Genomic DNA, 12,574 nt, shown 5'->3' on the forward strand with positions numbered 1-12,574 from the left:
ACCTAATACCTGACACCCGACACCTGACACCAACAATTAATTCTATATTTTGCGTAACATCAGTTACTAAACCTTTGCCCTTTTTAAACCTTTGCCCTTTAAATAATTTTGCTTTCTGTGAGTAAAAATCTTTGTTGATCTAACATATCATTTAAACTTTCATCATCAGGATGATCCCATCCTAACAAATGTAAAAATCCATGGGATGCTAACCAAGCTAATTCTATCATGAGGGAATGTCCTTGACTTTGGGCTTGTGTTTTTGCTGTATCCACAGAAATAATAATATCTCCCAACATTACGGGAATTTCTGGGGAAATGAAACCGAAATCATCTTCAAGGGAAGCAAACGCTAATACATCAGTGGCTTGATCTTTATCTCGATATTGTTGGTTTAATTGTTGAATAAAGGCATCATCAGCGAATATTAAACTTACTTCATAATTATAGTTATTATCTAAGTCCAAATCTAATAAATTTAGCCACGATTGAAACCATAATTGCCATTGTAAAACTTCGGTGGAGGGCGCTGGGTTTTCCTCTACAAAATAATTATCTTCGATGTAAACCTCAAGATTATATTGATTATTCATTTAATTAAAACTGATTAAAAATTGGTTTGTAGGGGTTGAATATTATTCAACCCTTGTTGAATATTATTCAACCCTTATAGTGCTTCAGCTTCTGAAATAGCTCTTTTTAGAGATTAGAGCAAAGGAATTTAAGATGGCATTCCTATACCAAATTAATGTTATAAATTTATGGTACTTTGCACAGAAATTAAACCTTGATTACGAGGAATAATATTAACACCAAATAAAATTCCCTGAGTGGGAAAATTGCGAAAAGTTGCTAAAGTTTTTAAAGGCTCTTGTAAAGAATTTCGTTGACCTGTATTTTGATTTGTGGTGGTAACAATACATCTTTTGCAAGGTTTAACAAGGTCAAAGGTTACTGCACCGATGGTAATTTCTCGCCAGTTATCTTCTGCAAAAGGTTGATCATTTTCGATGACTAAATTAGGTCGAAATCGATCCATTGTTACTTGATTTTCTGATGATTTATAGGTGTCTCTAATTTTTTCATTGAGTAATTTTAAAGATGCTGTATTGGTGAGTAGTAAGGGATAGCCATCGGAAAAGGTGACCGGCGCCCTCCGCCGTAAGCTATATTTAGGATCGATGGTAAGACGACAGTCGGGAGTTTGAGCCACTAGAAAAATTTGCTCGTCAATATCCAGCGCCCTCCGCAACCACTCAGAAACCGCTTTTTCTTGCTCAACCGCCATGGTTTCTTGCCCCCAAATTTCCACGGGTATCAAATTCCCTGTTTGATATTCGGGAGTAAAAGTTATGGGACTAAGAGTATTATTTGCCACCTTCAGTGTGAGAGAATCATGGTCTAAACTGGTGATAATAGTGGCTAAAGATGGTAATTGTCTTTGGGTGATAAATTTACCGTTACTATCAACTACCATTAAGCAACGGTCATTTTTTAAACCTTTCAGGGCTACTTCTGCTTCTGTCACGGTGATGCCTTGACAAGATTTGATGGGGTAAATGTGAATTGAAGATAGTTTCATTTCATAATTCATAATTCATAATTTATTATCAATTGCCTTTTTTGAACTGATAAGATTAATATTAAGTATCAAGTATGCAAAAATTACGCACCACTGTGAAGAATTATTATCAGATTTTAGGGGTTGAACCCTCAGCGACATTGGAAGAAGTAAAAAAAGAATTTCGAGTATTGGCAAGGCGCTATCATCCCGACTTGAATCAAGGTGATAAGGGCGCTGAGGAGATGTTTAAAAAAATCAATGAAGCCTATGATACACTATCAGACCAAACCAAGCGTCAACAATATGATTTATTAATTTTTGGCACTTCTCGCCGTCGCTTTCCCCGTGCTACGGCGAATAATTCTACTGGTAATAATTCTGGTTTTCCTTTCAATAATATTAATTCTTTTTGGGATGATGTGCGCTCAGGTTCTGTAAATCGTCCCCCCAATGCGCGCCCAAAATCCCCTCGCACGGAAGATTATCAATCCAGCACCACGAAAAGGGTCAAACCAGCGCCCTCCCGCAACAATTCCAAGGACATCGAGGCTAAACTATTATTGCCCCTAGAAAAGGCTTATTTGGGCGGTAGAGAGCGCATTCGCCTCGAAGACGGGCGCTCATTAGAAATTGATATGCCTCCGGCTATGTATCACGGGCAGAAAATTCGCCTCAAAGGTCAAGGTATCAACGGCGGTGATTTATATTTAAAAATTTTGATTGAAGAACATCCATTCTTTACATTAACAAAAACAGATATTTCCTGCGAAATCCCCCTAACTCCCTCCGAAGCTGTGGTGGGGGGCGCTGTGGAAGTTCCCACCATTGATGGTTTGGTGCGTATGAATGTACCACCCGGTGTCAAACAAGGACAGAGATTAAAATTAGCAGACAAGGGTTATCCCAATATTCGAGGCGAAAGGGGCGATCAAATGATCATTATTCGTATTGTACCCCCTACCAATGTTTCTGAAGAAGAGAAAAAACTATATAAACAAATTAAAGATATTGAGACTTTTAATCCTCGTCAAGAATTACTTAATTTTTATGGGCAAGGGGCAAAGGGCAAAGGTAAATAAAATACACAATTAATTTTTCTTCCCATCTTAGTTCAATTTATTGAACGTAATTCCGTTAGTTCCGTGTAATTCATTACACGGTGGGTAAACTAGACTTGGGATTATCATAAATATTCTCATTGCACCTTTGCGAGAAACACAAAACATGGAAAATACTAATAGTCATTTAACAGCTATTGAGCGAAAATATTTATCATTTCCAGCGCACTTCACCGTAAAAAATAAACTATTACAAGGAAAAATATTAGATTTCGGTTGTGGAGTAGGTAATGATGTGAAATTACTCAAAGAAAAATCATTTGATATAACTGGTTATGACCCTTTTTATTTCCCCACTTATCCACAGGAAAAATATGATACTATTATTTGTTTTTATGTGTTAAATGTGCTTTTAGAACAAGACCAAGAACAGGTAATAATGGAAATAGCTCACCTATTAAAACCGAAAGGAAAGGCTTATTTTGCTGTAAGGAGAGACTTAAAAAAAGAAGGTTATCGCCGTCATTATGTCCATAAAAAAATGACCTATCAATGTTTAGTAAAACTGCCTTTTGAATCTTTACATCAAGATGAATTTTGCGAAATATATTGCTACAGTCATTATAACCAAATCCAGCGCCCCTCACCGTGCATTTTTTGTAATCCCTATGCTTCTTTAACTTTGCTCACAGAATCAACCCTTAGTTATGCCATGTTAGACGGCTATCCCCTTACCAAAGGACATAGTTTAATTATTCCCAAAAAACATGAAGAAAATTATTTCGATTTATCATTAGCTGAACAGCAAAACTGTTGGCAAATGGTCAATTTTGTGCAGAAAATTATTACTGAAAAATATCATCCTGATGGCTTTAATGTGGGTATGAATATTAACCAAGCAGGAGGACAAAAAATGAATCATTGTCAAATTCATTTAATTCCCCGTTATCAAGGGGATAATCAAGGGAAAAAACATGGTATTAGACAAGTTTTAGGAAAACAATAGACAATGGACAATGGATAGTTATGCATTTCTCAAAATCTTAGTTTAATTTATTGAACGTGATATTATTAGCCGTGTAATTCATTACCCGGTGGGTAAATTACTGCCATTTTGGCTGTAAAATACTAAAATAGTTTTTGCAAAAAAAAAGAGAAAATATAAACAATGAAGGTAAATGGTGAGCATTATCGGACAATTTGGTTAAGTGAAGATGAGCAAACAGTAAAAGTAATTGACCAAAGATATTTACCTTATCAATTCATAATTGAAGATATTATCACCGTAGCAGACATGACAAGCGCCCTCCGAGAAATGCACATCCGTGGGGCTGGGGTAATCGGTGCTGGTGCTGGTTATGGGATGTATTTAGGGGCATTATCTGCCCAACGTCATCACGTCACGAATCCCCAAGAATACCTTTATCAAGTGGCGGAAAAATTACAAGCAACCCGCCCCACCGCCGTTAATTTAGCATGGGCAATACAAAGACAGTTAGAAGCAATTAAACCTCTCAAAAATGACCTTGATGCCATCGTAGCAACTACGAAAGAAGTGGGGAGGGCGCTGGTAGAAAAAGATGTGAAACTCTGTCAAAGTATCGGTAATCATGGCGTTAAGCTAATTCAAGACATCAGTGCTAAAAAACAGGGTGACACCGTTAATATTTTGACCCATTGTAATGCTGGATGGCTCGGTTGTGTGGATTATGGCACAGCCACAGCGCCCATCTACCAAGCCCATGAAATGGGTATAAAAGTTCACGTTTGGGTGGATGAAACTCGCCCACGCAATCAAGGCGCCCGTCTCACAGCGTGGGAATTAGGACAAAATGGCATTGATCATACTGTTATTGCTGATAATACGGGGGGGCATTTAATGCAACATGGTATGGTTGATCTCGTTATCACAGGAAGCGATCGCACCACTTACACGGGAGATGTTGCCAATAAAATTGGTACTTATTTAAAAGCGCTGGCGGCGCAGGATAATAACATTCCTTTTTATGTTGCCCTAACTTATTCTGCCTTTGACTGGGAAATGACAGACGGTGTCAAGCAAATCCCCATCGAAACTAGAGACGCTACAGAAGTTAGTCATATTAGCGGTGAATATAATGGCGATATATTAGAAGTGAAGTTGATTCCGCCGGGTAGTCGGGCGCTGAATTATGGCTTTGACGTTACCCCAGCGCGCCTCATCACAGGTTTAATCACCGATAGAGGAATCTGTAAAGCCTCCGCAGAAGGAATCTTGGGATTATATCCTGAATATAGTCGCCTTTGAGAAATTAACAATTTTGAGAAAGAAAATACCTTGCTCCACCCCTTCACGAAAATCCAGCGCCCTCCACCACAACCCAATGCCTTTCATGCCTATCAAAGCATTATGTTGAAGGAAACCAATCTTCATCCAATAACTGAGTTAAAATATAAGGACATTCTAAGGGAAAAGTATCTAATCTGGATTTCGCCTTAACATACTTTCTGGCATCCTGATAAATTTTGTTGATATTATCCTCTAAATAATTGTAAAAATTTTTAGTCATCTGGTCATTAATTTGAATACGAAAACTAATAATCTCTGACTGCCAATGGGGATAATTTCTTTCTCTTTCGCTCTCCCAATATTGAATTAATAATAAATGTCTAATGATTTGTTGTAAAAGACTTTTTATTGCTAACTTATCCCGTCTTGCCAAACTTTCTAACTCCTCAATTAAATTTTCTAAGTCTAAATCATTAAACTTTTGTTCTTTCAGTAAATTAATAGTTTTCTCTAACCATAAATGATCATCGATTTCATACAATTCTTTTAAATCAATTTTGTCAATTACTGTCATAATTACTTCTTTTTCTCAATTCAACTTTCAAGTATTATAATCCAACACAACCAGCGCCCTCCAACCTTTACAAAAAACCAGCGCCCTCCAACCCTTATCCCCGTCCACCAAATGATAAAATTAAAACATTAAAATAACAGTCATGGTCATGTATCAATTATCTCTCAATTTAGAACAGATATTAGAGCTAGTTAAACAATTACCCCAAGCCGAAAAAATTAAATTAAATTATGAGTTAGAAAAAGATATTATTCAAGCCGAAAACTTTGATCAAGAATTGACAACAGCTTATACAAAAATGTCTGAACAAGCATTCTCTAAAATTTGGGATAATCCAGAGGATACCGACTATGATGATTTATAATTTTGGTAATATACTCCTATTACCTTTTCCGTTCACAGATCAAAGTACCACAAAAAAAAGACCCGCCGTAGTTATTAGTTCTGATATTTATAATCAGCAGAAACCAGATATAATTATTATTGCTGTTACCAGTAAGACAAATACTCCCCTAACAGAAGGTGAGTTATCCATTATCAAGTTTCGTGAGGCTGGTTTACTCAAACCATCAATAATAAAACCTGTTGTTACAACCATCGACAAAAATTTAGTAATAAAGAAGTTAGGAGACTTACAAATAGAAGATTGTGGTAACTTACAAAATTTAATTCAAAAAATTATTGGCTAAAAAGTATCAATATTCATATTTTTCTCCTGATGTTTTAAGTTCTCTAAACTTTATTATACTTTCACCCCTCACCAAAAACCCAGCGCCCTTCACCCTTTCACTCAAAACCAGCGCCCTTCACCTTTACCAAAAAACCAGCGCCCTCCCCCCCTTCACCAAAAAACCAGCGCCCTCCACCTTCACCAAAAAACCAGCGCCCTCCACCTTCACCAAAAAACCAGCGCCCTCCATCCCTACAATTAAACCTCAGCACTCTTCACTCCATCCCATCACTACTGAAAAAACTAAGGCTTATTTTTGACAAAGATAAATATTAAACTCGTTAGACTTCCAGAAAGAATTGAAGAAATTAAAGCAGTTATAGCGATTAATCCTAACTTACCCTCTGCTTTTGATTCTCCTACTTTTTCTGATAAATCTGATATTTTATCTATTGATGGTTTCCAATCTTCTAATCTAGTCATTATTTTTTCTTGGTTTAACCTCAACTCATTAAATTTATCGTTAATTAAATCCTTTAATTCTCTTAAATCGTTATCAGTTACCGTACTCATATTATGATCCTCAATAAAAATATTAAGTCTAAAAAGAGTAGGGGTAATTAACGATTACTCCTATCCCCTCTCAATTTTAGCCTAAAAATCAATATCTAATAGACCTCACCAAAAAACCAGCGCCCTCCACCCCTCCACCAAAAAACCAGCGCCCTCCATATCGTAGAAATCGGGTTTTTATAAAATCAGGTTTTAGTCCTAAGTTTAGTCAAAAACCCGATTTCTGTCTAGCCAACCGCCCTCCACCGTGATTACTCCCCTCTCCTGTGGGAGAGGGGTTGGGGGTGAGGGTTATTGATCAAAGCTACGGATAAAGGATTCCTGCTTGATATAAACAAACTGGGGGGTTAAAGGTGGTAAATTACGAGGATCATTAAAATTTTGATCATAATCCCAGTTACGGGTAGGGGCGCTATACACATTACCTTGACCCCAGCGCCCGCTAACTCGCAGGGGAGTAGAAATACTCACAAAAGAACCCCGATAAGTCCAAGGGAGCCCTCCCCACCGTTCCTGAAAGCGAGGATAATTTTCTAAACCACCATTATAATTACCGTTAGGCACAGTAACATCCGTACCGCCTAAAACTCCAGCATTAAAAGTCGTGGCAGTAGGGGGAATTTGAGTGCCATCAAGTTGATTACAGTCATGGTTGTTGAGACGGTTAATTACCACTTCACTATTAATAATACAAGCATTAGAAAGAGGATTAAAAGAATCTGATAAAATCCCTGCTGGTTGATAATTAATAGTATTATAATCTCCCTGAGGATAAATCCCTTGATCAGTGGCAATAGTTAACCCTGTAGGATCAGCAACATTCCCACTACGAGCTAGACCAATTAACTGTTGCGCCCTCACGACAGCAAAACCAAAACGGCTAGTGTTAGTGTAGGCATTGGCAATGTCAGTGTCCACCATGGCATGAATTACCATACCGCCATCAGAAATATCAATGGCGGCGTAACCTAATCTTTGTAATGAACCTGCTGGAGCATCATTATCTTGAGGCGCTCTGAGATATAATAATTGATCCGTAGAAGTGATCACGTCACCCGTTTCGTCAAGAAACACCCCATCTCGGTTCCAAATTGCCATACTCTGCAAATTCATTTGTAAAAGGCGAAGATGTCTTCCTTCCCTGTTATTGAAAAAACGGAACCAAGATTGATGACTATCTGCATCTCTCCCTATATCGGTGAAGGGCGCTGCTACATAACAACGAGCAGTATTAGCAATAACAGTATTACTAACTAAGTCGAATTCAGGTAATCCAGCAATTTGTTGAGGAGTCATCTCCAAGAAATTATCTATAGCATCATCAACCTCTGTCCCCACAGCAAAGGGTATTACAGGCGGTACTGTTAAAGGTAGTATTGCTGCGGTTAAACCAGTCTCTAAACTGGTGGTATCATCCGCAAAATCGCTAAATAAAGTCTCCTGATCTTCAATATCCTCGATAGGCAGACTCATATAGCTAAAGCGTAAGGGCGCTTCCATAGACTGAATTTGCTCTTGTAGATATGCCTGAGCTTGGGTGCGAAAAGTATTTTTTTGTAAAGCAGTTAAACCATTCCACCAAGTTGCCAAATCTCCCGATAATGTGGCTGGAGTACAAACACGATAATCAGCATTAGTCACACTGGCTAAACCAGCGCCCACCATCACAGGCTGACGTAAACTTCTAATTTGCCGAGCATTTAAAATTCTTTCTGTGGGAGTAGTAAGATTACCGCTACTATCAGTACGATCTATAGCAGTAATCTCAAACGAATTAGTATTAAGATAATTTAAGTTAGCTCCCGTTGCTGGAGGATTAAAGTTAACTCGAATATCCGCCTGATTAAAATATTCTCCAGTACCATCTAAAATGTCAGGGGTAGGGATAGAAATGGGATCAGTTCCCACCTGAACTCTTGTACCATAGGCAGTAGCAAGACGCACAGGGTCCATAGCATTAGTGGTCGGAGTGGTTGCTCCCGTTCCAGCTTGTAGTAAATTCACCCAATCAGTATCATTGGCATTTCTAATTCGAACTCGACCATCAGGATAAGTGGCATTATTATTTAGACGGAAATTAAACAGACGTTCACGCGCCGTCACTTGACCATCAATACTTAAAGTTGCATTAGCTCCTAAATACAAACTACCATCAGTATGCACAGGACCACTCAAAGTCATATTAGGACCGGGTAAGATTTCTAAATCACCCCGATAAAAAGCCGCAAATTGAAACATGGGAATTTGTCGAGCTTTAATATCCATTTGTAAAATAGCAGAGGCTTGAGAATCATCAGCGCCCTCCTTAAAAGACAGAGAATAAAGAGAATAGCTATTCTCTATCATATTCAAATTCTCAAAACGATCTCCTCTCGGTACTACCCCAAGAGTTTGCGTCCCACCAGTTAAATAAGTAGAAGCAATATAACCTGAACGATTTTCTGAACTCTGGGCAAATTGAAAAATTTGACACTGATAGTCCCCAGTACCCTGAATACTACTATCAGTCCCTAAACAAGCCTTAGCCGATTGAGGAGGATTACCAACAGGAGTATTACGATTTAAAAATAAATCTCGCACATTTTGCGCCCGTAAATTTAGACCAGCTTCGGCAGCATAAAAACCACTGGAACTATCGATATTACTATCAATAGCAGTTTTTTGCACTCGGTTAGACTGTCCATAAACCACCAATAACCCTGACAACGCTAAAATTGTGCCGATGGCAATCACCAGCACATAACCGCCATCAGAAGACTTTTGGCTCTTTTGTAATTTAATTAAAAAAGGAATAATAGAAAAAGGTTTGTTTTTCATGACTTTAGCCAAAATGTAGGTTACATAAATTTAAAAACTAAAAACATTACGAGGGAAAAATTTCTCTGTAAGGCGCAAATCTTCCTCTCGAAACTCAACATTTTGAGGTAAATCCTCATCATCTAGGTTTAAAGTCGTTGTCACCTGAATATCTTGGATTTGCGCCCAAGAATAGTCAGCAAAATTGGTATAGTCAGGACAATGAGCTTGAACGGTGGGAGGAATGACAGTGCAATTAAAAGTAGTAGTTGCTTGTGCATCTTCAGCCACATTAATAAGAATCTCAAAATTCTCGATATTGGAAGCCAGATCAAGGGGATTAGCGGTATTACGATCTACAATTAGTTGTAATGTACCACTTTCTTCTCCTGCACTTCGACTTAATCGATACAATCTTTCTTCAATTATGTAAATTTTACTCGAACCAGAAGCACTATAATTATTTGCCCAAGTGTGACTGTTCGTAGTTAATAAAGCTAACTCTGCGGGGTTAGAACCGCTAGGAGTAATGACGTTGCCACTACCATCTTGAGTAATTTCTCCAGTGTAATCAAAAAATTCCCAGTCACTAGCACCATCATAAATATAAGCTCTGACTGTACCTCCTCTCGTTTGACGATTACGACTCCAATTAGCCAATAAATCTGGTACTCCATCACCATCGTTATCAATTAAATCGCAACCCGGCTCTCCACCACCGGTATCATCAAAAATTAAAACATTTGTACTTGTCCCAGCCGTAATATCTGCACAAAGGGGCAGAGAATCAGTAATAACGGCTTTACGGATAAGAATTTCTGAGGAATTTTCCACAGGATCAGTTCCGGGTATGGGAGTTTGACGGACTTCCACCGCTGGAAACCGAGGATCATCGGTTAACCCCTCCCCAATTTGTAAAATATCAGGACCAATGAGGGTGGAAACACCGCCAAAGGACTGATTAACACGGTTACGAGATTGATCCCTAAGAAAACTCTGACGATAATACGCAAAACCATTAAACGCAAATGCCACCACTAAGCTAGAAATTAACATAGAGGCAATCATCTCGATCATGGTTATGCCTTGCTGACTTTCCGAATTAGTTATTTTCGGGGGGAATAAGGCGAGTAAATACCGTTTGAATTGTGTGTATTGGTTCTGTTTGTCCATCTCTATTAATTTGTATTACTATATATCTAATATCAGTGGTGTCAGCATTACCTGTGGGGCAATCTGTCACCTCTAAATCATCCGTAACAATTGGATCATCTGTGCAAATATAAATCACTGCATCATAGTCATAGCCTAAACTTTGAAGGTTGTCTCTTGCCTCTCCATCCACAGGGTCAATAACTCGTCTGGCTCTAATTTCGTCTAGTAACTCTTTCGACAAAGAACTTGCTCCTAACTGCGCTTCGTAGGTTATATTTTGCTGTTGTAACAAGACTGCAAAAGGTAGATTTAGTAACATGGCAAGACTGAGCAAAAACATAGCAATAGTGGCTTCAAGGAGAGTAAAACCTTCTTCTGGAGGCTGTCGAAGAAATCGAATTATTTTGATTAATTTCATAATGTTTGCTGAATTATTTAGTTAATTTCCAGCGCCCCCCCCCTTAATATTGTCATCTGCTGACTATCGTTACTTTGTTCTTCCGTGACAGTTAAAGTTAAAATATCATCGACTACCCCACCAGCATCATAAAGACGAGCTAAACCACGACTATCAAAGCAAAGAGTCCAATTATCATCAGGAATATTAGACGTTACTACAATGCCATCCGAGAGAGTTAAATCCTCTTTGACTAAACTACCATCAGAGCGCCAGTTGTTGGCTAACTCTACCACCGCATCTTCCGCTTGATCTGTTCCTAAGTCCTGCCCTAACTCAATAGTAGATAAGTTACCATCAATGGCAATAATTTCATTATCCGTTTCATCACTACCCACCTTTAAGGTGTCTCCCACCGCAAAACCGCGCACAGAAACAACAGGCAGTATCCTATCATTGTTAACAATATCCTCCACATCTAAATCATTATCAGCTGCATCCTCTACCAAGTCAGCAGTTAAAGCAGTTACCGAATCACAACCTCTGGTTCGGGCTACTTCTACTTTCAGAGTTCGTTCGGGATCATCTGGATCAGGCATGATCCGTATAGCGGAGGTGGTGGCAATGGCTCTGGTTCTAGTTTGTTGTAAGATACCTTGTAGTTTATAAACACTATCTTCTAGGGGTCTTTGAGGCACAATACTGTTAATACTGGTGACAGACAGCGCCCCTAACACTCCAAATACTACTGTGCCTACCAATATTTCCGCTAGGGTATAACCTTGATCTTTTGGCATACTAAGACCAGTTTTCTTGAGCCATCGCCATTGATTAAATATGTTTCTTGTCATGACAAGTTTTCCTCAGCTCAAATGATTAAAATATAAATAATAATTAATATTTCTACCTGTTAAAATAAACCTGTTAATATCTAATTGTGGCTTGCTTTAACAATATTACTAAACTTAACTTAAATAGTTTTACTATATAATGGTACCTTAATTTTTCATAGTTATGATCAGTGATTTTACTGAATCATTTTCTTTTATCCACTCTTTATAAATCTAATTTTAAAATGCTAGGGGTGGGTATTAAAGCTGATAATTACCATAGTTATTCCTGTTATCCCATGTACTTTTACTGATAATTATAAAGTTTTTGTAAAGTAGAATACTTATTTTTATCCGTTAAAATACTGAGAGGTTAACATTAAATTATTTCAAAGGATATAAATATCCCTAAAAGTCCTTTTTTTAGATATAAATAGGGTTTGCTGAAAAAGTATTTTGGTGAGGGGAGGTGTCAGGCTTCGGGTGTCAGGCTTTAGGTGAAATACTTATAAATTAAAGACTTTAGCCAAATAGTTATTTTTCATAAATTGCTCATTTGTATCAATTATTTTTGATTCGGATGGAAAAAATAGAGTATTTTTAGAGAAAAAAGTCAATTTATGACACTTTTTATTATGTAGAATAGACTTTAAACCTTTATTTGACAAGAGTTTTGATTTATTCAGCA

14 protein-coding genes are annotated in these 12,574 nt (G+C 37.8%); 6 read left to right on the forward strand and 8 right to left on the reverse strand.

Going from position 1 to position 12,574, the window contains the following annotated elements; genetic code table 11:
- Nucleotides 1-98 precede the first annotated feature (98 nt).
- Both ybeY and IGQ45_12545 read right to left on the reverse strand, forming a co-directional pair.
- Complete coding sequence (ybeY, locus tag IGQ45_12540) at nt 99-593, reverse strand: rRNA maturation RNase YbeY (GenBank protein MBF2058008.1); 495 nt, start codon at nt 591-593, stop codon at nt 99-101.
- A 158-nt stretch (nt 594-751) separates the two neighbouring features.
- Nucleotides 752-1,582: an MOSC domain-containing protein gene (locus IGQ45_12545; protein MBF2058009.1), complete on the reverse strand. Its 831-nt coding sequence runs from the start codon at nt 1,580-1,582 to the stop codon at nt 752-754.
- Nucleotides 1,583-1,656: 74 nt separating this feature from the next.
- On the opposite strand from IGQ45_12545, the gene IGQ45_12550 reads away from it, so the two are divergent.
- The 3 genes from IGQ45_12550 (at nt 1,657) to mtnA (ending at nt 4,909) form a co-directional block, all read left to right on the forward strand.
- Entirely contained in the window at nt 1,657-2,643 is a 987-nt protein-coding gene (locus IGQ45_12550) for a J domain-containing protein (protein ID MBF2058010.1), read from the forward strand.
- Nucleotides 2,644-2,788: 145 nt separating this feature from the next.
- Entirely contained in the window at nt 2,789-3,628 is an 840-nt protein-coding gene (locus IGQ45_12555; protein MBF2058011.1) for an HIT domain-containing protein, read from the forward strand.
- 162 nt (nt 3,629-3,790) lie between these two features.
- Nucleotides 3,791-4,909 (forward strand): S-methyl-5-thioribose-1-phosphate isomerase, encoded by a 1,119-nt coding sequence (gene mtnA, locus IGQ45_12560; GenBank protein ID MBF2058012.1) that lies wholly within the window; start codon nt 3,791-3,793, stop codon nt 4,907-4,909.
- 100 nt (nt 4,910-5,009) lie between these two features.
- On the opposite strand, the gene IGQ45_12565 is transcribed toward mtnA, so the two are convergent.
- Complete coding sequence (locus tag IGQ45_12565) at nt 5,010-5,465, reverse strand: DUF29 domain-containing protein (GenBank protein MBF2058013.1); 456 nt, start codon at nt 5,463-5,465, stop codon at nt 5,010-5,012.
- 142 nt (nt 5,466-5,607) lie between these two features.
- Here IGQ45_12565 and IGQ45_12570 point away from each other — a divergent pair, with 142 nt between their 5' ends.
- Genes IGQ45_12570 through IGQ45_12580 form a run of 3 tightly spaced genes read left to right on the forward strand, consistent with a single transcriptional unit; the run spans nt 5,608 to nt 6,455 of the window.
- Nucleotides 5,608-5,829, forward strand: coding sequence for a toxin-antitoxin system, antitoxin component, Xre family protein (locus tag IGQ45_12570; GenBank protein MBF2058014.1), 222 nt, complete (start codon nt 5,608-5,610; stop codon nt 5,827-5,829).
- On the forward strand, nt 5,816-6,154 hold the full coding sequence (locus IGQ45_12575) for a type II toxin-antitoxin system PemK/MazF family toxin (protein MBF2058015.1): 339 nt from the start codon (nt 5,816-5,818) through the stop codon (nt 6,152-6,154). The genes IGQ45_12570 and IGQ45_12575 overlap by 14 nt, the downstream gene beginning before the upstream one ends.
- The gene (locus IGQ45_12580; protein ID MBF2058016.1) at nt 6,147-6,455 is read left to right on the forward strand and encodes a hypothetical protein; all 309 of its coding nucleotides are present in this window, start codon (nt 6,147-6,149) and stop codon (nt 6,453-6,455) included. Before IGQ45_12575 ends, IGQ45_12580 begins: the two co-directional genes overlap by 8 nt.
- Here IGQ45_12580 and IGQ45_12585 read toward each other — a convergent pair.
- The 5 genes from IGQ45_12585 to IGQ45_12605 all read right to left on the reverse strand — a co-directional run bounded on the left by IGQ45_12585 (nt 6,439) and on the right by IGQ45_12605 (nt 11,907).
- Complete coding sequence (locus IGQ45_12585; protein ID MBF2058017.1) at nt 6,439-6,708, reverse strand: hypothetical protein; 270 nt, start codon at nt 6,706-6,708, stop codon at nt 6,439-6,441. The two genes, IGQ45_12580 and IGQ45_12585, sit on opposite strands and share 17 nt — an antisense overlap.
- 291 nt (nt 6,709-6,999) lie before the next feature.
- On the reverse strand, nt 7,000-9,525 hold the full coding sequence (locus tag IGQ45_12590) for a hypothetical protein (protein ID MBF2058018.1): 2,526 nt from the start codon (nt 9,523-9,525) through the stop codon (nt 7,000-7,002).
- Nucleotides 9,526-9,555: 30 nt separating this feature from the next.
- The gene (locus IGQ45_12595) at nt 9,556-10,677 is read right to left on the reverse strand and encodes a prepilin-type N-terminal cleavage/methylation domain-containing protein (GenBank protein MBF2058019.1); all 1,122 of its coding nucleotides are present in this window, start codon (nt 10,675-10,677) and stop codon (nt 9,556-9,558) included.
- A complete protein-coding gene (locus IGQ45_12600; GenBank protein MBF2058020.1) occupies nt 10,607-11,077 on the reverse strand; it encodes a prepilin-type N-terminal cleavage/methylation domain-containing protein in 471 nt (156 codons plus the stop codon). Before IGQ45_12600 ends, IGQ45_12595 begins: the two co-directional genes overlap by 71 nt.
- Before the next feature lie 17 nt (nt 11,078-11,094).
- Nucleotides 11,095-11,907, reverse strand: a complete 813-nt coding sequence (locus IGQ45_12605) for a prepilin-type cleavage/methylation domain-containing protein (protein ID MBF2058021.1) — start codon at nt 11,905-11,907, stop codon at nt 11,095-11,097.
- Nucleotides 11,908-12,574 lie beyond the last annotated feature (667 nt).

This window comes from Cyanobacterium sp. T60_A2020_053, from assembly GCA_015272165.1.
Classification (GTDB): Bacteria; Cyanobacteriota; Cyanobacteriia; order Cyanobacteriales; family Cyanobacteriaceae; genus Cyanobacterium.